Raw genomic sequence first — 20,304 nt, 5'->3', positions numbered from 1 at the left:
GGTTGACGTAGGGGAGGCCATGCGCTTTCGCGGGAAGTCGGTCCGCCGGAAGATCGTGGCGTTGCTGCTCGTACCGTTGGTCTCCCTGACGTCCATGTGGGCGTTCATGACCTACCTCACGGGGCGGGAGGCCGACCAGCTGCTGGACGTCGGCAACGTCGTACAGAAGCTGGGGTATCCGGTCGAGGGCGTCGTCCAGGCGCTGCAACGCGAGCGCCGCCAGAGCCTGCTGTACCTCGCCGACCGGCGCGGCGCCGACGCGCTCGGCGAGCTGCGGGCACGGTCCCGGGCCACCGACGAGGCCGTCACCCGGCTCCGCACCGACGCCGGCACCCGCGACATCCGCGAGGACCTCACCGGCGACACCGGCCACCGGATGCGCGGCATCCTCAAGGGCCTGTCCGGACTCGGCTCGCTGCGCGCCCAGGTCGAGGACAACACCGTCTCCCGCGACGAGGCCCTGGAGGGCTACAACTCCCTCGTCGACCCCAGCTATGACTTTCTCGCCGCGCTCCACGCCCTGGAGAACGTGGAGATGGACAAGCAGGGCCGGGCGCTGGTCATCCTCACCCGCGCCCGGGAGGCCGTCGCCCGCGAGGACGCCCTGATGTCCGCGGTGCTCGCCTCCGGCAGCATGAGCAAGCGCGATCTGCGGGCACTGTCCGACCGGGTCGCCGAGCGCCGGGTCCTCTACGAGACCAGCCTCTCCATGCTGCCCGTGAAGGACCGCGGCCTCTACGCGGACTACTGGCACTCCGCACCGGCCCGCGAGCTGACGTCGTACGAGGACCGGGTGATCGCCGCCGGCGCCCAGGGCGGACCGGGAACGGTCAACGCCGAACGCTGGAACACCGCGGCGAAGAAGGTCCTCGGCGACCTCCAGCGGATGGGCAAGGCCGCCGGTGACCGCTACCAGGAGCGGGTCGCCCCGGTCGCCACCAACATCCTGCTCAAGGCCGCCATCGCCGGTGTCCTCGGCTTTGTCGCGGTGCTGGTCTCGATCGTCGTCTCGTTCCGGATCGGCCGCCGCCATGTGCGCGACCTCATCCGGCTGCGCAAGGCCGCCCATGACGTCTCCGGCGTCCGGCTGCCGAGCGTCATGCGGCGGCTCGCGGCGGGCGAACAGATCGATGTGGAGACCGAGGCGCCCCGGCTGGTCTTCGGCCAGGACGAGACCGGCCAGGTCGGCCAGGCGCTCAACACCCTTCAGCGGGCCGCGATCGAGGCCGCGGTCAAGCAGTCCGAGATGCGCCGCGGCGTCTCCGAGGTGTTCGTCAACCTCGCCCGCCGCAGCCAGGTCCTGCTGCACCGCCAGCTGACCCTCCTGGACGCCATGGAACGGCGCACCGAGAACACCGACGAACTCGCCGACCTCTTCCGGATCGACCACCTGACCACCCGTATGCGCCGCCATGCCGAGGGCCTGGTCATCCTCTCCGGCGCGGCCCCCTCCCGGCAGTGGCGCAAACCGATCCAGCTGATGGACGTGGTGCGTGCGGCGGTCGCCGAGGTGGAGGACTACGAGCGGATCGAGGTGCGCCGGCTGCCGCGGCTCGCGGTGGACGGCCCCGCGGTGTCCGACCTCACGCATCTGATCGCCGAACTCCTGGAGAACGCCACCGTCTTCTCCCCGCCGCACACCGCCGTCCAGGTGCTGGGCGAGCGGGTCGCCAACGGCTACACCCTGGAGATCCACGACCGCGGTCTGGGCATGGCGCCCGACCTGCTGCTGGAGGCCAACCTCCGGCTCGCCGAGACCCCCGAGTTCGAGCTGTCCGACACCGACCGGCTCGGGCTGTTCGTGGTCAGCCGGCTCGCCCAGCGGCAGAACGTACGGGTCTCCCTCCAGCCCTCACCGTACGGCGGCACCACCGCCGTGGTCTTCCTTCCCGGGACGCTCCTCACCGAGACCGCCGACGGCGGCCGGGACGACGACGAGCCGGCCCCCGGCGCCTCCGTCGGCAACGAACTGGAGCACGCGGCGGGCAAGTTGGCCGCGCTGGCGCAGCTGCCGGTGCCGCGGCCCGAGCGCGAGCGGGACCCGGCCGTGATCGATGGACCGGTCGAACTCGAGGCGCCGCTCGGCCCGGACGAGCCGGTCCCCGACGAGGAGGACGGCCTCTTCCGGAAGCGGGAACGCGGCCGCGAGGCGAAGGGCCCCGCCGCTCCGGCCGGATCGTCCCCGGCGCCGCGCGGTATCGCCCCCGTGCCGCCCGCCCCGGAGGGCGAACAGCACCAGCAGACCCGGGATCAGGCGCCCGGCGGACCGGCCCCGCTGCCGCGCCGCCGACGCCCGCCGGTGCTGGTCTCCGACCACGGCCGTACGGTCGACGACCGCGACGCCCAGCGCAAGCGGGACACCGAACGTCCCGCTGCCGAGGGCTCCGGCCGTCCCGCCGCCGAGGGCTCCGGGCGTGCCGCGGACCGGCCGTCGTCGTCCGCCGCGCCAAAGGACCCGGGGCCCGACGCCCCGCAGCGCGCCGGGGGACCGGACACGCCCGCGCCGACCACGTCCACCGGCCTGCCCCGCCGGGTACGGCAGGCCAGCCTCGCGCCCCAGCTCAAGGCCGACGCCGCCGAACCGGCCGAGGCGCGCGGCACCGTGCCGGCCGCGGACGACCGGGACGCCGAGGCGGTACGCGCCAAGATGGCCTCGCTCCAGCGCGGCTGGCAGCGCGGCCGGCGCGACAACGGCGAGGAGCCGCGCGCGACCGGCACGCCACCGCGGGGCGAGGACCCGGCCGCGGACACCACAGGCCCGGACCGCACCGGCTCGGACACCCGTGACACCGTTGACCACGACGGCGACACGGGCAGCACAGCACCACCAGGAACCACATCGGGAGGGGACGGTCCATGACCGCACCGAAGGCAGCAGCTTCCACCGCACCGGTCTCGGCGAAGGGAGTCGGCGAGCTGAACTGGCTTCTGGACGAACTGGTCGAGCGGGTCGGCTCCATCCGCAAGGCACTCATCCTCTCCAGTGACGGCCTGGCCACCGGCGCCTCCAAGGACCTGACCCGCGAGGACGGCGAGCATCTGGCCGCGGTCGCATCCGGCTTCCACAGCCTGGCCAAGGGCGTCGGCCGGCACTTCGACGCGGGCCAGGTCCGGCAGACCATGGTCGAGCTGGACGACGCGTTCCTGTTCGTCAGCGCGGCCGGCGACGGCAGCTGCCTGGCCGTACTGGCCGATGCGGACTCCGATGTCGGGCTGATCGCGTACGAGATGACGCTGCTGGTCAAGCGCGTGGGCACGCACCTGGGCACCGCGCCCCGGGCCGGCCTGACCCCCTGAGAACGACGAGGGTGACGCCATGAGCGCGGGTAGCCGGCTCCTCGTGCAGAGATGCGCGCCCCGCGGGCGCGGCGAGGTTGCGGCATGAGTGAGCAGGACGGCCGGACGGCGCGGGACCGGGAGACGGCGCGCTGGTTCGACGACGACGCGGGCCCGGTCGTCCGGCCGTATGCCATGACGCGCGGGCGCACCCGTACGGCGGCGGAGGGGCGCCTCGATCTGATCGCGCTGGTGATCGCCGAGAGCCGCACGGAGGAGGCCGTCGACGATCAGATGCTCTCGCCCGAGCATGTCGAGATCGTCGCGCTGTGCCGGCAGGAGCCGCTGTCGGTCGCCGAGCTGGCGGCCGAACTCGATCTGCCGGTCGGCGTCGTCCGGGTCCTGATCGGGGATCTGCTGGACGCGGAGCTGGTCCACGTCAGCAGGCCGGTGCCGCCCGCCGAGCTGCCCGACGAGAAGGTGCTGCGCGAGGTGATCGAGGGCCTGCGCGCGCTGTGATCCGTCGGGCGGCTCAGCCGTCGTCGTCCGGGTTCTGCTGCCGCGGCGGCGGCCACTGCTCGACGGCGGCGCCCGGATCCAGCCGGGAGATCGCCTCCGCCAGCTGGGCGCAGACCCGGCGGATCTCCTCATGGGTGTTGCGCCGCTCGGTGACGACCGCCGCGAGCAGCAGCGCGGTCAGTGCGGTGATCCCGTTGAAGGCCTGGAGAGTGGCCATGTTCGTGAGCAGCTCGTGCCGGGCGAACGGCCCCCATGCCTCGGCGGCCGCGACGATCGCGATCGTCGAGATGAGCAGCGCACACGGGGCGGCGCCCGCCCGCTGGAAGCGGAACGCGGCCCAGATCAGACACGGTGAGACGAGATAGAGCAGGTTCACCGAACTGCTCACGGCCAGCAGGGTGACCGCGCAGGTGCAGGCCACCAGCAGCGCCGCCTCCAGCCACCGGAGCGGACGGATCTGTTCCCTCGTCGGCCATCGGGCGGCGCTGAGGAGCAGCAGCACCGGCGTGATCACCAGTACGCCCATCGCGTCGCCGGTCCACCACACCGCCCATGTCGGCCAGAATTCCCCCGTCGGCAGCGCTCCGGAGAGCACCAGGGCGCCGCTGCCGATGGTCGCGCTCACCAGCATCCCGGTCAGCGCGCCGAGGAACACCAGCGCGACGGCGTCCCGCAGCCGGTCAAGCTCGACGCGGAACCCCGCGCGGCGCAGCAGCCGGTAGGCGAGCAGCGGACCGAGCGTGTTGCCCGCGACGATCGCGAGCACCACGGCCGGCGACGGGCCCAGCGACACATTGACCAGGAAGGCGCCGAGCGCGATCCCCGGCCACACGCGCGGCCCGAGCAGCAGCAGCGCGGTCAGCGCGATACCGGTTGGCGGCCACAGCGGGGTGACCTGCCCGCGGACCAGTTCCTGGAGCAGCCCGAGCTCGGCGCTGCCGTAGTAGACGGCGGCGACGCCGAGGATCCACGCGGCGGTGGCGCCATGACGCCCGAGCCACTCCGTGTGCCTCACCGGACCTCCACTCGTTGCCGTGCCGCCGCTAGGTGTAGGGACCGCCGCTGTGGCGGAGGACGAGCACGGCGGCGTCATCGCGGTGCCCGGTCAGATCGGCCACCGCGATCACCTCGCCGGCCAGCTCGTCGGCGTCCGCGTCGTACGCCGCGCCGACCAGTGCGGCCACCCGCGCCAGCCCCTTCTCGATCGGGTAGGTCGGCCCTTCCACCACCCCGTCGGTGATCAGCACGAAGGCTCCCGCCCGGGACAGCCGGCGGCGGGTGACCGGGTACGCCGCGTCGGGAAAGAGGCCCAGCGGTAGGCCTCCCGGATCCTGGACCACCTGTGTGCCCTCGGCGGTGCCCCAGATCGCCGGTACATGGCCGGCGCGGGCGGCGGCCAGCTCCGCCGCGACCGGGTCGAAGCGCAGAAAGGTGCAGGTCGTCAGCAGATCGGAGCTCATCGACACCAGCAGGTTATTGGCCCGGCTCAGCACATCGCCCGGGTCGGTGGTGGCGCCCGCTATGGCGCGCAGGCCGGTACGGACCATGCCCATGAAGGCGGCGGCCTCGACGTCATGGCCCTGGACGTCGCCGATGGCGAAGCCGAGCGAGCCGTCCGGCAGCACGAACGCGTCGTACCAGTCGCCCCCGATGTCCAGCCCCGTCTGGGCCGGTACGTAGCGGGCCGCGGTCTGGAGGCCAGGCAGTCCCGGGAGCTCGGGCGGGAGCATGTGCCGCTGGAGTTCCACGGCCAGCGCCACGCGTGCCTGCTGGAGCTTGATCCGTGCCATCACCTGGCCGGTGAGGTGGCCGAGGCGGCGCAGCAGCTCGTCGGGCGGCGGGGTGGGGGTGGTGTGGCGTTGCTCCATCCAGCACTTCCGCTCCGGATCGGCCCCCCGGTACGGCGACACGCTGCTGGGTTTCAGATTACCGCCGACGGGCGGGGTCTTGACGGCCGAGCCGCGGCCCGGGGGAGGGGCGCCGGGCCCGCCCCGGGCGCGACGTGGGGGGTTTGTTGAGCAACGCTCAATGGCGCGGTACGGTGCCTATTGAGCAGCTGTCAACAGAAGGAGATCCGCCGCCATGGCCCCGGACGCGACCCCGGCACCCTTCGATCACCTGGAGATCCAGGTCGGCCAGCACACCTACGACGCCCTGGCCTGCGGGCCCACCGACGGAGAGTTCGTCCTGCTGCTGCACGGCTGGCCCGAATTCGCCGACTCCTGGGGCGATGTGCTCACCGCCCTGGGTGCGGCCGGCTACCGCGCCGTCGCCGTCGACCAGCGAGGCTACTCCCCGCGCGCCCGCCCGCCCCGGATCGCCGACTACGCCGTGCCCGAACTCGTCGCCGACGCCCTCGCCTTCGCCGATTCCCAGGGCGCAGGCCGCTTCCACCTGGTCTCCCACGACTGGGGCGGCATGGTCGCCTGGGCCGTTGCCGGCGCTCACCCCGAGCGGCTGAAGTCCCTGACCGTGCTGGCCACTCCGCACCCGGACGCACTCAACCGCGCGGCCGCCGAGGACTCCGTCCAGCACCACATGCTCGACTACGTCCGCTTCTTCCGCCGCGACGCCGGCGCCGCGGAGGCCGCCCTGCTCGCCGACGACGCCGCCCGGCTGCGCGCCGCGTACGGCGGCAAGGTGCCCGCCGCCCTGGTGGACGACAACGTCCGCCGGCTCTCCGCGCCGGGCGCGCTCACCGCCACGCTGAACTGGTACCGCGCCCCGGAGGCGATCATCTCCGTACCGGCCGGCCGGATCACGGTCCCCACCCTCTTCCTGTGGGGCAGCGAGGATGTCGCCCTGGGCCGGGGCGCGGCCGAGTCGACGGGGGAGTGGGTGGACGGCCCGTACCGCTTCGAAGCCCTGGAGGGGGCCAGCCACTGGCTGCCCGAAGAGGCCCCCGGCCTCGTCATGCCGCCGATCCTGGCGCACCTCGGACAGTACGTCTGACGCCGTGGCGGGCCGGGACATCGCGGCCGTCCCGGCCCCCCGCCGCCGTAAACTGCGGGCATGTCCGGCAAGCGAACCACCCGCCTCACGCCCGACCAGCGCAGGGAGCAGCTGGTCGGCATCGGTCTGGAGATGCTCGCCGACCGTTCCCTGGACGAGCTGTCCACCGACGAGGTCGCCCGCCGGGCCGGGATCTCCCGCGGACTGCTCTTCCACTACTTCGACTCCAAGCGCGACTTCTACCGCGCGGTGGTCCGCGCCGCCTGCGACCGCTTCACCGCCGCGACGGAACCGGACGGCTCACTGGAGCCGGTCGCCTGGATGCGGTCCTTCATCGCCGGCTTCGTGGCCTACGTCCTGGAACACCGTCAGGTGTATCTCGCCCTGGTGCGGGGCGCCGCCGGCAGCCACCCCGCCGTCACCGACATCGTCGGCGCGACCCGGGAGACCCTCGCCCGGCGGGTGCGCGACGGCCAGCGGCGGCTCGGCATGCCGGACGCCCCGCGGCTCGCCCTGGCCTCCCGCGCCTGGATGGCGTTCGCCGAGGAGGCGGTCATCAGCTGGCCCGCCGAGGAGCCCGGCGCCCGGGACGAACTCTGCGCCTTCATCGAATCCAGCCTCGTGAGCGTGCTGGGCCTGCTCGACCGGCCCGGCGCCCTCACCCCGCGCTGACCGCCGCGGCTCCGCGCCCCGCCGCCAACCGCCGCCCACTGCCCATTTGGGCAGGTTGGCGACCTCTGCCCCCACGGCGTGTCCCGAGCGTGACCCATCTCAAGTGGGCGCCGTGCTGCGCACGTTGTACCGTTTCCTTGCACCTGCTGCCCGTGCGCCGAGGCTCGGGACCAAGCGTGAGTTCCACCCGTATACACGGCAATTCAGGAGAAGAATCCCATGGCCTTCGGGCGTTCCGATCGCCGCCGACGGTCCGCCGCCGTCGAACCGGTGACGCTCAAGATCCTGGTCGCGGGCGGCTTCGGGGTCGGTAAGACCACCCTGGTCGGCGCCGTCAGTGAGATCAAACCGCTGCGTACCGAGGAACGGCTCACCGAGGCGGGCCGGCCGGTCGACGACCTCGACGGGGTGGAGGCCAAGACCACCACCACCGTCGCGATGGACTTCGGACGGATCACCGTCAACGAGGAACTGGTCCTCTACCTCTTCGGCACCCCCGGCCAGGACCGCTTCTGGTTCCTCTGGGACGAGCTGGCGCGCGGGGCGCTCGGCGCGGTGGTGCTCGCCGACACCCGCCGGCTCGCGGACAGTTTCGCCGCGATCGACTACTTCGAGCGGCGCGGGCTGCCCTTCACCGTCGCCGTCAACTGCTTCGACGGCGCCGACCGCTATCCGCCGCAGGCCGTACGGGACGCCCTGGACCTGGACCCCCAGATCCCGGTGATGCTGTGCGACGCCCGGCTGAAGGACTCCGCGCGGGATGTGCTGATCTCCGTCGTCGAGCATGCGATGCGGACCAGCGCCCGCCGGCGGGAGCCCGCGCTGCCCTGACGGGGCGGGGAAGTACGGCCGGTACCCGCCGTCCGGGCACCGGCCGTACGTCTCTGTCCCGCCGCGCTACGAGCCCGCCGAGCCGTCCTCGGCCAGCCAGCCGAAGCTCCGCTCCACGGCCTTGCGCCAGTTGGCGAACTCGAGGTCACGGGCCGCCCCGGCCATCCGCGGCGTCCACTCCGTGTCCCGCTGCCAGTGGCTCCGCAGCTCGTCCAGGTCCTGCCAGACACCGGTCGCCAGCCCGGCCGCGTACGCCGCCCCCAGACAGGTGGTCTCCGAGATCACCGGCCGGATCACCGGCACCCCCAGCACATCCGCCTGATGCTGCATCAGCAGCTGGTTCGCGGTCATCCCGCCGTCGACCTTCAGCTGGGTGATCCGCACACCCGAGTCCTGGTACATGGCGTCCACCACTTCCCGGGTCTGCCAGCTGGTCGCCTCCAGGACGGCACGCGCCAGATGCGCCTTGGTGACGAAGCCGGTCAGCCCCGTGATGACGCCACGGGCATCGGAGCGCCAATACGGTGCGAACAGACCGGAGAACGCCGGCACGACATACGCCCCGCCGTTGTCCGGGACGCTCGCCGCCAGCGGCTCGATCTCGTCGGCCGAGGCGATGAGGCCCAGCTGATCGCGGAACCACTGCACCAGGGCGCCGGTGATGGCGATGGACCCCTCCAGGCAGTAGACCGGAGCCTCCCCGCCGAGCTGGTAGCCCATGGTCGTCAGCAGCCCGTTCTTTGACGGGACCGGGCGGTTGCCGGTGTTCAGCAGCAGGAACGAGCCGGTGCCGTAGGTGTTCTTGGCCTCGCCGACGCCGTAACAGGTCTGGCCGAAGACGGCCGCCTGCTGGTCGCCGAGCGCGGACGCCACCGGCACCCCCTGCAACTGCCCCACGGCCGTGCCGTACACCTCCGCCGACGACCTGATCTCCGGCAGGATCGCGGCCGGCACATTCATCGCCGACAGGATCGCCGGATCCCACTGGAGAGTGGACAGGTTCATCAGCATCGTGCGGCCCGCATTGGTCACATCCGTGACATGCACCCCGCCGTCGGTGCCGCCGGTCAGATTCCAGATCAGCCAGGAGTCGATGGTGCCGAAGGCGATCTCCCCGCGCTCGGCACGGGCCCGCAGCCCCGGCACCTCATCCAGCAGCCAGGCAGCCTTCGGCCCGGAGAAGTAGCTGGCCAGCGGCAGTCCGGTGGCCTCCCGGAAGCGGTCCTGGCCGTCCGCGCCGCCCAGCTCCGCGCACAGCTGGGACGTACGGGTGTCCTGCCAGACGATCGCATGGTGCACCGGCCGGCCGGTTGCCCGGTCCCACAGGACCGTGGTCTCCCGCTGGTTGGTGATGCCCAGCGCACTGAGCTGCTCCGCGCGCAGCCCCGCCTTCGCGAGCGCGCCCGCCACCACCGCCTGCACCTTCGACCAGATCTCGGTGGCGTCATGCTCCACCCAGCCCGGCTTGGGGAAGATCTGCCGGTGCTCACGCTGATCGACGGCGACGATCGCCCCGCCGTGGTCGAAGATGATGCAGCGGCTCGACGTGGTGCCCTGATCGATCGCGGCGACGTACTTCTCGGTCTTCCCGGTTCGCTCCGTCATGCCGTCACGCCTCCTGAAGTCCTGGTGAGTGGGTGCAGCGGGGCCACGAGGCGGGCCGGGTGGCCCCGCCCCGGCAGGGTCAGAACGCCGCGTTGAAGACCAGACCGGACAGCACCGCGCCGATCAGCGGACCGGCCACCGGAATCCAGGAGTAACTCCAGTCGGAGGAACCCTTGTTGGGTATCGGCAGCAGGGCGTGCACCAGACGTGGACCCAGATCCCGGGCGGGGTTGATGGCATAGCCGGTGGGCCCGCCCAGCGACAGCCCGATGCCGACGACCAGCAGCGCGACGAGCAGCACATTGATCCCGGAGCCATAGATCCCGGCCTGCTCGCCGGGCACCTGGCCGATACCGATGCCCTTGTTCTGACCGAAGAACAGCAGCGGCAGCACCAGCCCGATGGTCGCGATGATCTCGGTCACCAGGTTGGCGGCCGGCTTACGGATCTCCGGGGCGGTGGAGAAGATCCCCAGCGTCGGCTGGGCCTTGCTCTGCTCGGCGTTGGCGGCGAACTGCGCGTAATACAGCGCCCAGGCCAGTACGGCGCCGATCACCGCCCCGACCATCTGCGCCAGGACGTACAGCGGCACCTTCGACCACTCGGTACCGCCCGCGACCGCCGAGCCCAGCGTCACCGCGGGGTTGAGATGCCCGCCCGACAGCGGCGCCGCGGTATAGGCCCCGGCCAGTACGGCCATGCCCCACCCGAAGGCGATCACGACCCAGCCGGCGCCCTTCGCCTTGGAATGGTGCAGGGTGACGGCGGCGCACACACCGGCACCGAAGAGAATGAGTATCGCGGTGCCTATCACTTCACCGACGACGATGTCCCCATTGGAATACATGGCGGCTCCTTGTCCCTCGCCCGGGGACGTCCCCCCGGTCCTCCGTGCAGGGTGCGTGCCACCGGCGGGCAGCGGACAGCCGCTGCCACCCGGCCGGGGTGCCTGAGTACGGCGACGCCGACTGGCATCCGGAAGTGTTCACCGGTGGTGAGGGGGCGTCAAGGTCGCGTACAAGGGCGGGTGTTGGGGCGCGCGGTTTGATGCCTTGGGGTGGGCGCGTGGTGCGTACGTGTTCGTCAGGCGTGGGGTGTCACGCCGTGCTGGTGAGGGGCTCGCTGCTGGACCGGCGGCGCCGTGCTCACCGCACCGCGACTACGGCCGACCCGTGTCCGAACAGCCCCTGATTGGCGGTCACCCCCACCCGGGCCTCCGGCACCTGCCGTGCGCCCGCCTGGCCGCGCAACTGCCAGGTCAGTTCGCAGACCTGGGCGATGGCCTGGGCCGGCACCGCCTCGCCGAAGGAGGCCAGACCGCCGCTGGAATTGACCGGCAGCCGCCCGCCCAGCGCCGTCGCACCGTCCCGCAGCAGCTTGGCGCCCTCACCGGCGCCGCACAGCCCCAGATCCTCGTACCACTCCAGCTCCAGGGCGGTGGAGAGGTCGTAGACCTCGGCCAGTGAGAGGTCTTCGGGGCCGATCCCGGCCTCCTCGTAGGCGGTGCGCGCGATCGATGCCCGGAAGCCGGTCTCCGGCTCCGGTACGGCGGCCGCGGAGTCGGTGGCGATATCCGGCAGATCCAGTACGGTCCGCGGATAGTGCGGGGTGGCAGTGGAGACCGCACGGATCCGGACCGGGTCCGTGGCACCGTGCCGGCGCGCGAACTCCATGCTGGTGAGAACCAGGGCCGCGGCGCCGTCGGAGGTGGCGCAGATGTCCAGCAGCCGCAGCGGATCGGCGACCACTGCGGACGCTGCGACCTCCTGCGCGGTGACCGCCTTGCGGTAGCGGGCGTACGGATTGGCCGCGCCCGCCGCCGAGTTCTTCACCTTCACCCGCGCGAAGTCGTCGGCCGTGTCGCCGTACAGGGTCATCCGGCGGCGCGCGTACAGCCCGAAGTACGCCGGGTTGGTGGCCCCGAGCACCCGGAACCGCAACCAGTCCGGGTCATCGGGCCGTTCGCCGCCCGCCGGGGTGAAGAACCCCTTGGGCGCGGCATCGGCGCCCACCACCAGGGCGACGTCCGCCATCCTTGAAAGGATCTGCGCCCGTGCGGTGTTGATGGCCTGGGCGCCCGACGCGCAGGCCGCGTAGACGCTGGTCACCCGGGCGCCCTGCCAGCCCAGCGCCTTCGCGAAGGTCGCTCCCGCCACATACCCGGGGTAGCCGCCGCGCACGGTGTCCGCACCGACCACGCTCTGCACGGCGCGCCAGTCGAGCCCGGCATCCGCGAGCGCGGCCCGGGCCGCCTTCGTCCCGTACTCGACGAAGCTGCGCCCCCACTTGCCCCAGGGATGCATCCCGGCACCGAGCACGGCCACATCGCCACTGGTGCTGCTTCCGCCGGCGGGCCCTGGGGCGGGGTGCGTTTGGGGGTGCCTATCTACCCGCCGCCCACCCACGGCGCCATTTTTTTCCCCGCCGCCCACCCCCCTTCGGGGGGTGGGCGGGTGTAGAGACGCGGTTACTGCATCTGCGGGTACTGCTTCCGGGGCGGCGGGCACCGGTCCCCGGGCGGCGGGCACCGCCCCGGGCGTACCCGGCCTTCGCGACGCGGATATCGCCTCATCCCCACCCTCGCCCCCACGCCCGTCCTCCGCCAACCGCCACTGCCAGGTCGTCCAGGTGTGTTCCTCGTCCTCGTGGAGCACCCCCGGCACCAGCTCGACCTCCGTGCCCACGGTGAGATCCGCGGCGCGAACGTCGGGCGCGGCCTGCCCGAGCACCACCATCCGCTCCTCGGCCAGTTCCACCGCGACCAGCAGGTACGGCTCCCATACGGCGTCCGGGTCGGAGACGTAGGGGGCGGGCGGGCGATAGCGGGTGTCGGTGTACGACCAGACCGTGCCGCGCCGGGACAGCGGCACCTCCGCCAGCTCGCCGCCCCCGCACGCGGGGTTGCGGCAGAAGGTGTCCTCCCGGGGGAAGAACACCGCGCCACAGTCCCGGCACCGGGTCCCCAGCAGCCGGAAGTCCGCCGCGTCCTGCTCGAACCACCCCGGCACCACCGGCTTCCGCGTACGCGCCACAGCCCCTCCTCAACCGCAGACCGACAACAGCAGAACTGACGGAACGTCAGAAAGTCTGGCACGCCACCGCCCGGCGCGGAACCCCGGCCCAGCACGGCCTCCGGGCGATCAAGCTGCTCGCGAGGGGGAGCGGCCACAGGGTGACGCGAGAGGGAGCGCCCGCAGGGCGAGGGTCTGTCCGCCGGGCACCGCCGCCAGCATCTTCCAGGCCACGGCACCACCTCGTCCGCAGCCTGGCCCCCGGCAGCCTGGCCCCCGCCCCCCCGCCGGACCTCGGCGGCCGACGCGACGGCCGCCCGGAGGGATCAACACCCGAACGAAATGCCGCGCCGGATTTCGCCGAACCGGACGCGCCCCGGCGGCGTCCCCCACAACAGGGCCCGGGGCACGGGATCGACGGGGGTGATGCCGTGCCCCGGCCCGCAGAGGACCTGGCCCGAAGACGCCCGGCCCGAAGGTGCCCCGGCAGCGGAGATGGAGAGCCCCGCCCGCCGCTCCTACCGCCCCACCACCCGCCCCCCTATCGGAAAGTCGAAATACGTGTCCGGGAAGGTCTCCGGCGTGAAGGTGTAGTGCCACCACTCGTTCGGGTAGTTGACGAATCCGGCGCGCTCCAGGCCGTCCTTCAGCAGCAGGCGGTGGGCCCGCCGGGCGCCCGTGATCCGTGGGTCGAGGGTGTGCGCCAGGGTGTCGAAGCAGTCGAAGCCGGTACCCATGTCCAGCGAATTGTCCGGGAAGCGGGCCGCCTTCGGGCCGTAGCAGGGCGCCAGCGGCTCCCCGGGGACGTACGGCCGGGTCGGCAGCGCGGGCAGCCGCACCAGCGTCAGATCGACGGTGCTGCCCCGACTGTGCCCCGACTTCTCCGCGATATAGCCATCCCGGAAGAGCATCGACTTATCGACCCGCGGATAGAACTCGCTCTTCATCCGCTGGTCGTCGAGGTCCTTGGCCCAGGACACGAAGTGGTCCACGGCGCGCTGCGGGCGGTAGCAGTCGTAGACCTTGAGGGAGTATCCGCGGCGCAGGAACGAGACCTGCGCCCGGTGCAGGGCCCGCGCCGCGTCCCGCGTCAGCAGGCACCTCGGAGCCCGATAGCCGGTCACCGGGACCCCCATGAAGTTGTGCGGGGTGAAGTAGCGCATTTCCTGGATGATCGTGGGCTCCACGCTGCGCAGTGATACGAACTCCCTTGGCGCCTTGGGGTCGTGTGCGGGCGGCGACGCCGACTCCGGGCGGACGGCGGTGCCCGCCACCGCGTCCGGCGAAAGCGCGGTGACAGCGATCAACGCGGCGGCAGCGGCAGCAAGGCCGCGCAGCGCGGCAGCAAGTCTCGGCATGGCCCTCGTCTACCAGCCCGGCAGCCGCAGAGGAAGCCCCACTACGCATGCGTACCACCGCGTACGCCTCCCACCACACACCGCAGCCCCCGCCCCGCGAAGCCCCCACTCCCCGCCTGCGCGCGCAGCCACGCACCCCGCCCGCGCGCCCACCCACGCCCCCGCCCCGCTACCCCTCCACCCCGCCCTCCAGCCCCCGCACCCGCACCGGATACCCCACCGCGCCCCCGTCCCGCCGCTCCACGACCACCCGGCCGCCCGAGCGCCGCGAGGTGAAGCGCTCCACCGTCGGCCGCTCCCAGCCGTCCCCGGCGTCCGGCACCACCAGCCCGCTGCCCCCGCGCCCGGCGACCGGCGCCCACACCTCCAGCTCTGTCCCGCCGTCCGCCCCGGCCACCGGCACCACCGCACCGGCCCGCGCCAGCACCGGAATCCGCGACAGCGGCGCCTCCACCCACACCTGCCCGGGACCGTCGTACGCCTGCCCGGTGGCGGTGTCGTACCACCGGCCGCGCGGCAGCCGCACCGGCCGCCGGGTCACCCCCGCCGCCAGCGCCGGAGCCACCAGCAGCGCATCCCCCAGCAGGAAGGCGTCCTCGCAGTCCCGTAGGGCCCGGTCCCGTGGCGCGCTCCACCACAGCGGCCGGACGTAGGGCGCCCCGGTCAGCCGCGCCAACTGCCCCAGCGTCTCGAAGTACGGCAGCAGCCGCTGCCGCTCGCGCAGCGCCGTACGGGCATGACCGAGCACCTCGCTCCCGTATTCCCAGGGCTCCCGCCGCCCCGCCCCGAGCGCCGAATGGGTACGGAACAGCGGCAGGTAGGCGCCCAGTTGGAACCACCGCAGATACAGCTCGGGGCACGGCACCCCGGAGTACCCGCCGATATCGGGACCGCTGTACGGGACCCCGCACAGCCCCAGCCCCAACACCAGCGACAGCGACGCCCGCAGCCCCGGCCAGCCCGTCGCCACATCACCCGACCAGCTGCCGCCGTAGCGCTGCATCCCGGCCCAGCCCGACCGCGAGAAGAGGAACGGCCGCTCGTCGGGCCGCAGTTCACACAGCCCCTCGAAGCCGGCCCGGGCCATCGCCAGGCCGTAGATGTTGTGCGCCTCCCGGTGGTCGCCGCCCCGCCCCTCCAGCACATGCCGTGCCGAGCGCGGCAAGGTCCGCTCCCCGAACGCGGCAAAGGAGACCGGCTCGTTCATGTCGTGCCAGAACCCCGCGAAGCCCTGCGCCAGCCGCTCCGCGTACAGCGCACCCCACCACTTGCGCACCCGCGCATCGGTGAAGTCGGGGTACACCGACTCACCCGGCCACACCACCCCGCGCACCTCGCGCCCCCGCGCGTCCCGTACGAAGGTGTCCGCCGCCGCCCCGCCCTCGTACACCGCGTCCCCCGGCTCGGCCTTCACCGCCGGATCCACGATCGACACCAGCCGCACCCCGCCCGCGCGCAACTCCCGTGCCAGCCCCGGAAGGTCCGGATAGCGCTGCCGGTCGACCGTGAACACCCGGTGCCGGTCGTAATGGTCGATGTCCAAATGGACGGCGGACAGCGGCAGTTCCCGCTCCTGGTAGCCGGCCACCACCCGGCGCACCTCCGTCTCCCCGCCGAAGCCCCAACGGGCGTGCTGATACCCCAGCGCCCACCGGGGCGGCAGCGCGGGCGCACCGGTCAGCGCCGTCCAGACCTGAAGCACCCGGGCCGGGGATCCGGCCAGCACCCAGTAGCGCAGCGGCCCGCCGTCCATCCGCAGTTCACAGCTGCCCGGCCGGTCATGCCCCGAGCCCGCGCCCTCCGCGCCCTCGCGCAGGGTGACCCGGCCGTCCCAGGAATTGTCGTGAAAGACCAGATGCGTACCGGCGTCCGCCACCACCAGCTGCACCGGCATCGTCAGCGACAGCGGATCGTCGCCCGGCCCGAACGCGCCGCCCGGATCGGTGTTCCACAGCCGGTACGCCCCGTCCCGCAGCCGCGGCCCGTGCGCCCGGCCCCCCAACCCGAAGAACCGGGCGTCGGCAGCCACCTCCGAGCGCTGCACCCAGCGCGAGCCGCCGCACCCCTGCGCCCACCCGGCGCGCCCGTCCGCGCCCTCGTCACCAGTACGGTCCCACCAGCGCGGCGGCAACTCCCGCCGCAGCACCGCCCCGCCGGGCGTCCGCACCTCCACCGCGCCGTGCCGGGACACCACCACCAGCACCCGCTCGGAGACCACCCGCCAGCCGCCCTCCGTATCGGGCTCCAGCACCGCCCGCGCATCCACTTCGGGACACGCCCCGGCCAGCGCGTACGACGGCTCCGGCTCGGCACCGTCCCAGCCGCAGAACACCGCACCACCCGCAGCCACCCGCACCCGCAGCGACGACCGCGCGAAATGGATCACCCCGCCGCCCGGTTGGGGCTCCGCCCTCAACGCCGCCCCCGGGACCCGCGCCCGTTCCGCGCCGCGCCCCGGCAGCGCCCGTGCGTCCGCTCTCCGCGCCCGCCACGCCGAGCGCACGGACCGCAGCCCCTGCGCCGGCCCGACCGCCCTGATCATCCGTACCGACCGCACCAGATCCCGCCCGTCCATGCCGGTCAGCCTGCCATTGACGGGCAGGTGCAGGGGAACCGTTCAACTGCCGTTCACCTGCGCCGGGTCACGCTCGGCCACCCTCAGCCCAAGAGGTGTCCGCAAAGTCCCGTCGCCCCCGGAGGACCGGGCGCACGGCCTCCGCCCCAGGGCACGCCCCTCAATGGCCGAATCCTGCCGTGGGCCCGCCGCCCGCCCCGCGCTCACATGGCGGCACCACATCCGCCCCCCCCGAATGTGGGGAGTCCACCCTGGTGCACAAGTCGATCACATGGCATCGTCCAGGCAAGCCGTGTCACGCGCACACGCCCACCCACTGGGCGGGGGACCCCCACCGCTGTGCGCGCCCGACGCCCACCACGCGTATCGCCCGGGAGAGCATGATGACCACCGCACCGCAGTCCGCCCACCAGCCGGAACCGCTCTGGCAACCAGGCCCGGACCGCATCGCCGGCGCACAGGTCACCCGCTTCCACACCTGGGCGGCCGCACACCACGGCGCACCCGCTCCCACCCCCGGTGACCCCGCGCGGAGCTACGCCGACCTGCACCACTGGTCCGTTCGCGACCTCCCCGCCTTCTGGCAGGCCACCGCCGAGTGGTTCGACGTCCGCTTCGCCACCCCGTACGAGACCGTCCTCGCCGACCGCACGATGCCCGGCGCCCGCTGGTTCCCCGGCGGCACCCTCAACTACGCCGAGCACGCCCTGCGCGCCGCCGAGGACCCGGCCCGCGCCGATGCGCCCGCGCTGCTGTACGTCGACGAGACTCATGAACCCACCCCCGTCACCTGGGCAAATCTGCGCGCCCAGGTCGGCTCGCTGGCCGCCGAACTCCGCCGCCTCGGCGTCCGCCCCGGCGACCGCGTCAGCGCCTACGTCCCCAACATCCCGCAGGCCGTCGTCGCGCTCCTCGCCACCGCCGCGGTCGGCGCCGTGTGGACGTCCTGCGCCCCCGACTTCGGCGCCCGCAGCGTGCTGGACCGCTTCCAGCAGATCGAACCGGTCGTGCTGTTCACCGTCGACGGCTACCACTACGGCGGCAAGGAACACGACCGCCGCGACACCGTCGCCGAACTCCGCAACGAACTGCCCACCCTGCGCGCCGTCGTCCACATCCCGCTGCTCGGCACCCCCGCACCCGAGGGCGCCGTGAACTGGTCGGACCTGACCTCGAACGACACCGAACCGGTCTTCGAACAGGTCCCCTTCGACCACCCGCTGTGGGTCCTGTACTCCTCCGGCACCACCGGCCTGCCCAAGGCCATCGTCCAGTCCCAGGGCGGCATCCTGCTCGAACACCTCAAGCAGACCGGCCTGCACTGCGACCTCGGCCCCGACGACCGGTTCTTCTGGTACACCTCCACCGGCTGGATGATGTGGAACTTCCTCGTCGCCGGCCTCCTGGTGGGCTCCACGATCGTGCTCTACGACGGCAGCCCCGGCCACCCCGACATCTCGGCCCAGTGGCGGGTCGCCGAAACCACCCGCGCCACCGTCTTCGGCACCTCCGCCGCCTACGTCATGGCCTGTCGCAAGGCAGGCATCCACCCGGCCCGCGACCTCGACCTCTCCGCCATCACCTGCGTCGCGACGACCGGCTCCCCGCTCCCGCCGGACGGCTTCCGCTGGCTGCACGACTCCTTCACGGAGGGCGGCACCGACCTGTGGACCGCCTCCGTCAGCGGCGGCACCGACGTCTGCAGCTGCTTCGCCGGCGCCGTCCCCACCCTCCCCGTCCACATTGGCGAACTCCAGGCCCCCTGCCTCGGCACCGACCTACAGGCCTGGGACCCACAGGGCAAACCGGTCATCGACGAGGTCGGCGAACTCGTCGTCACCAACCCCATGCCGTCCATGCCCACCCGCTTCTGGAACGACCCCGAGGGCACCCGCTACCACGACAGCTACTTCGACATGTACCCCGGAGTCTGGCGACACGGCGACTGGATCACCGTCACCCCCCGCGGCAGCGTCGTCATCCACGGCCGCTCCGACTCCACCCTCAACCGCCAGGGCGTCCGGATGGGCTCCGCCGACATCTACGAGGCGGTCGAACGGCTCCCCGAGATCCGCGAGTCCCTCGTCATCGGCCTGGAACTCCCCGACGGCGGCTACTGGATGCCGCTCTTCGTCCACCTCGCCCCCGGCGCCACCCTCGACGACGCCCTCCGCGACCGCATCAAGCGCACCATCCGCGAACAGCTCTCCCCGCGGCACGTCCCCGACGACATCATCGAAGCCCCCGGCGTCCCGCACACCCTCACCGGCAAGCGCATCGAGGTCCCGGTCAAGCGCCTCCTCCAGGGCACCCCCCTCGACAAGGCCGTCAACCCCGGCTCCGTCGACAACCTCGAACTGCTCCGCTTCTACGAGCGGGTGGCTCGCGACCGCGCCACCGACCGCACGCAGTAGACCCGCCAGGCGCCGGACCGCCGAAGGCCCGCACGGCCTCCGGTCCGGCGCCCGGACCGCATTGTCAGACCCCTCGATTACTCTCAGTGACAAGTGGCGTCCGGCCGGCCACGCTCAGCGCCGGACGCATCTCACCAGGGGGAGTCATGACATCCACAGCCAAGTACACCGACCAGTCCGCCCGCCGCAGGCTCCGCCGCGAAGTCCCCAGCGCCGCCGCCGTCCTGGCCGACGAGCAGGACTTCCGCGCCATGAGCCGCTACCGCACCTTCCCGTTCGACGACCACCGCAGCTACCTCCGGCAGATGGAGAACCTGCTGCGCACCCTCGCCTCCCAGGGCGTGCTCACGACCCTCAGCCTCTTCGACCCGGTCGCCTTCGAGAAATACTGCGCCGACCTCACCCTCGACCCCGACCGCCCCGACAGCCGCAGCCGCTACACCGCCGAAGTCGCCCGCACCGGCGCGACGTTGACCTACCAGGGCGAACCGCTCCACCGGCTGCTCCCGCTGCTCGTCGAGGAAGCCGATCGCCAGGCCACCTGGGACCACGCCTCCGCCGTCCTGGCCCGCGCCGGCGACTGCCCGGAGTGCGGCGACGACCTCGCCCGCGCCGCCTTCGCCCGCGCCACCCAAGCCCTCCAACAGCTCCTCGAAGCCCTCGGCAGCGGCACCCACCACCTCGTCTGCTCCGTCGCGGCCGGAGACCCGTCCCTGCTGGCGGTGCTGCATGCCACCGCCCAGGAGGGCGCCCGCCTTCAGCTCGCCGAATCGGACACCCTCGTCTTCTGCACGGTCCTCGCCGCCGGCTTCGCCCTGCGCACCCCCGGCGGCATCGTCTCCCGCACCACCACCGGCTACGACACCACCGGCTACGACACCACCGGCGACCCCGCCCACGACACGGTCCGCGGCTGGTCCTTGCGCGACGGCTGGCCCCGCGCCCTCAGCGCCGCCGAGGTCTTCACCGCCTACTGCACCGACGCCGAAACCGGCGAGCCGATCCCACCCGAGCACGGCGTCGACCACGCCCCCGGCCTTCCCCTCACACCCCCACCCGACCCCCACCACCACGGCTGACCGCCCCGCACA

15 protein-coding genes and 1 pseudogene are annotated in these 20,304 nt (G+C 72.8%); 8 read left to right on the top strand and 8 right to left on the bottom strand.

The window, feature by feature from the left end; all coding sequences use genetic code 11:
- The first annotated feature begins 19 nt into the window (after nucleotides 1–19).
- From QT196_RS05765 to QT196_RS05755, 3 genes are all read left to right on the top strand, one after another.
- Nucleotides 20–2,860, top strand: a complete 2,841-nt coding sequence (locus tag QT196_RS05765; protein ID WP_290354481.1) for a nitrate- and nitrite sensing domain-containing protein — start codon at nucleotides 20–22, stop codon at nucleotides 2,858–2,860.
- Nucleotides 2,857–3,297, top strand: a complete 441-nt coding sequence (locus QT196_RS05760) for a roadblock/LC7 domain-containing protein (RefSeq protein ID WP_168477919.1) — start codon at nucleotides 2,857–2,859, stop codon at nucleotides 3,295–3,297. The genes QT196_RS05765 and QT196_RS05760 overlap by 4 nt, the downstream gene beginning before the upstream one ends.
- A gap of 84 nt (nucleotides 3,298–3,381) precedes the next feature.
- Nucleotides 3,382–3,795, top strand: coding sequence for a DUF742 domain-containing protein (locus QT196_RS05755; protein WP_085928522.1), 414 nt, complete (start codon nucleotides 3,382–3,384; stop codon nucleotides 3,793–3,795).
- A 13-nt stretch (nucleotides 3,796–3,808) separates the two neighbouring features.
- Here the strand turns inward: QT196_RS05755 and QT196_RS05750 are convergent, their stop codons facing one another.
- Both QT196_RS05750 and QT196_RS05745 read right to left on the bottom strand, forming a co-directional pair.
- Nucleotides 3,809–4,810 (bottom strand): MASE1 domain-containing protein, encoded by a 1,002-nt coding sequence (locus QT196_RS05750; RefSeq protein ID WP_248001043.1) that lies wholly within the window; start codon nucleotides 4,808–4,810, stop codon nucleotides 3,809–3,811.
- A 28-nt stretch (nucleotides 4,811–4,838) separates the two neighbouring features.
- On the bottom strand, nucleotides 4,839–5,663 hold the full coding sequence (locus QT196_RS05745) for a PP2C family protein-serine/threonine phosphatase (RefSeq protein WP_168477917.1): 825 nt from the start codon (nucleotides 5,661–5,663) through the stop codon (nucleotides 4,839–4,841).
- Nucleotides 5,664–5,877: 214 nt separating this feature from the next.
- On the opposite strand from QT196_RS05745, the gene QT196_RS05740 reads away from it, so the two are divergent.
- The 3 genes from QT196_RS05740 (at nucleotide 5,878) to QT196_RS05730 (ending at nucleotide 8,250) form a co-directional block, all read left to right on the top strand.
- Nucleotides 5,878–6,747 carry an alpha/beta hydrolase gene (locus QT196_RS05740; RefSeq protein WP_290354480.1) on the top strand — a complete coding sequence of 290 codons (870 nt, stop codon included), beginning with the start codon at nucleotides 5,878–5,880 and terminating at the stop codon, nucleotides 6,745–6,747.
- A 60-nt stretch (nucleotides 6,748–6,807) separates the two neighbouring features.
- Nucleotides 6,808–7,419 carry a TetR/AcrR family transcriptional regulator gene (locus QT196_RS05735; protein WP_168477915.1) on the top strand — a complete coding sequence of 204 codons (612 nt, stop codon included), beginning with the start codon at nucleotides 6,808–6,810 and terminating at the stop codon, nucleotides 7,417–7,419.
- 219 nt (nucleotides 7,420–7,638) lie between these two features.
- A complete protein-coding gene (locus QT196_RS05730; protein ID WP_168477914.1) occupies nucleotides 7,639–8,250 on the top strand; it encodes an ATP/GTP-binding protein in 612 nt (203 codons plus the stop codon).
- Nucleotides 8,251–8,316: 66 nt separating this feature from the next.
- Here the strand turns inward: QT196_RS05730 and glpK are convergent, their stop codons facing one another.
- The 6 genes and pseudogenes from glpK to QT196_RS05700 form a co-directional block, all read right to left on the bottom strand.
- The gene (gene glpK, locus QT196_RS05725; protein ID WP_290354479.1) at nucleotides 8,317–9,855 is read right to left on the bottom strand and encodes a glycerol kinase GlpK; all 1,539 of its coding nucleotides are present in this window, start codon (nucleotides 9,853–9,855) and stop codon (nucleotides 8,317–8,319) included.
- Nucleotides 9,856–9,934: 79 nt separating this feature from the next.
- Nucleotides 9,935–10,702, bottom strand: a complete 768-nt coding sequence (locus QT196_RS05720; protein ID WP_168477912.1) for an MIP/aquaporin family protein — start codon at nucleotides 10,700–10,702, stop codon at nucleotides 9,935–9,937.
- Nucleotides 10,703–11,000: 298 nt separating this feature from the next.
- The gene (locus QT196_RS05715) at nucleotides 11,001–12,179 is read right to left on the bottom strand and encodes a lipid-transfer protein (RefSeq protein WP_290356612.1); all 1,179 of its coding nucleotides are present in this window, start codon (nucleotides 12,177–12,179) and stop codon (nucleotides 11,001–11,003) included.
- A 282-nt stretch (nucleotides 12,180–12,461) separates the two neighbouring features.
- Nucleotides 12,462–12,887, bottom strand: a pseudogene (locus tag QT196_RS05710) (zinc ribbon domain-containing protein); the annotation flags it as partial.
- Between the two features lie 497 nt (nucleotides 12,888–13,384).
- A complete protein-coding gene (locus QT196_RS05705; RefSeq protein WP_168477910.1) occupies nucleotides 13,385–14,224 on the bottom strand; it encodes a M15 family metallopeptidase in 840 nt (279 codons plus the stop codon).
- A gap of 169 nt (nucleotides 14,225–14,393) precedes the next feature.
- The gene (locus tag QT196_RS05700) at nucleotides 14,394–16,799 is read right to left on the bottom strand and encodes a TIM-barrel domain-containing protein (protein ID WP_290354478.1); all 2,406 of its coding nucleotides are present in this window, start codon (nucleotides 16,797–16,799) and stop codon (nucleotides 14,394–14,396) included.
- A gap of 383 nt (nucleotides 16,800–17,182) precedes the next feature.
- On the opposite strand from QT196_RS05700, the gene QT196_RS05695 reads away from it, so the two are divergent.
- Entirely contained in the window at nucleotides 17,183–19,213 is a 2,031-nt protein-coding gene (locus QT196_RS05695) for an acetoacetate--CoA ligase (RefSeq protein WP_290354477.1), read from the top strand.
- 146 nt (nucleotides 19,214–19,359) lie between these two features.
- Entirely contained in the window at nucleotides 19,360–20,292 is a 933-nt protein-coding gene (locus tag QT196_RS05690; protein WP_290354476.1) for a hypothetical protein, read from the top strand.
- The last annotated feature ends 12 nt before the right edge of the window (nucleotides 20,293–20,304 follow it).

Origin of the sequence: Streptomyces sp. P9-2B-2 (assembly GCF_030406865.1) — a bacterium.
In the GTDB taxonomy this organism is placed as follows: Bacteria; Actinomycetota; Actinomycetes; order Streptomycetales; family Streptomycetaceae; genus Streptomyces; species Streptomyces platensis.
This window is presented reverse-complemented; position numbering and strand designations above follow the sequence as displayed.

What these genes read in the sequence shown, in the direction of transcription:
- QT196_RS05690 (WP_290354476.1), top strand. Translation starts at nt 19,360, where the DNA reads ATGACATCCACAGCCAAGTACACCGACCAGTCCGCCCGCCGCAGGCTC.
- QT196_RS05730 (WP_168477914.1), top strand. Translation starts at nt 7,639, where the DNA reads ATGGCCTTCGGGCGTTCCGATCGCCGCCGACGGTCCGCCGCCGTCGAA.
- QT196_RS05745 (WP_168477917.1), bottom strand. Translation starts at nt 5,663, where the DNA reads ATGGAGCAACGCCACACCACCCCCACCCCGCCGCCCGACGAGCTGCTG.
- QT196_RS05700 (WP_290354478.1), bottom strand. Translation starts at nt 16,799, where the DNA reads ATGGACGGGCGGGATCTGGTGCGGTCGGTACGGATGATCAGGGCGGTC.
- QT196_RS05720 (WP_168477912.1), bottom strand. Translation starts at nt 10,702, where the DNA reads ATGTATTCCAATGGGGACATCGTCGTCGGTGAAGTGATAGGCACCGCG.
- QT196_RS05695 (WP_290354477.1), top strand. Translation starts at nt 17,183, where the DNA reads ATGACCACCGCACCGCAGTCCGCCCACCAGCCGGAACCGCTCTGGCAA.
- QT196_RS05740 (WP_290354480.1), top strand. Translation starts at nt 5,878, where the DNA reads ATGGCCCCGGACGCGACCCCGGCACCCTTCGATCACCTGGAGATCCAG.
- QT196_RS05765 (WP_290354481.1), top strand. Translation starts at nt 20, where the DNA reads ATGCGCTTTCGCGGGAAGTCGGTCCGCCGGAAGATCGTGGCGTTGCTG.
- QT196_RS05755 (WP_085928522.1), top strand. Translation starts at nt 3,382, where the DNA reads ATGAGTGAGCAGGACGGCCGGACGGCGCGGGACCGGGAGACGGCGCGC.
- QT196_RS05760 (WP_168477919.1), top strand. Translation starts at nt 2,857, where the DNA reads ATGACCGCACCGAAGGCAGCAGCTTCCACCGCACCGGTCTCGGCGAAG.
- QT196_RS05735 (WP_168477915.1), top strand. Translation starts at nt 6,808, where the DNA reads ATGTCCGGCAAGCGAACCACCCGCCTCACGCCCGACCAGCGCAGGGAG.
- glpK (WP_290354479.1), bottom strand. Translation starts at nt 9,855, where the DNA reads ATGACGGAGCGAACCGGGAAGACCGAGAAGTACGTCGCCGCGATCGAT.
- QT196_RS05705 (WP_168477910.1), bottom strand. Translation starts at nt 14,224, where the DNA reads ATGCCGAGACTTGCTGCCGCGCTGCGCGGCCTTGCTGCCGCTGCCGCC.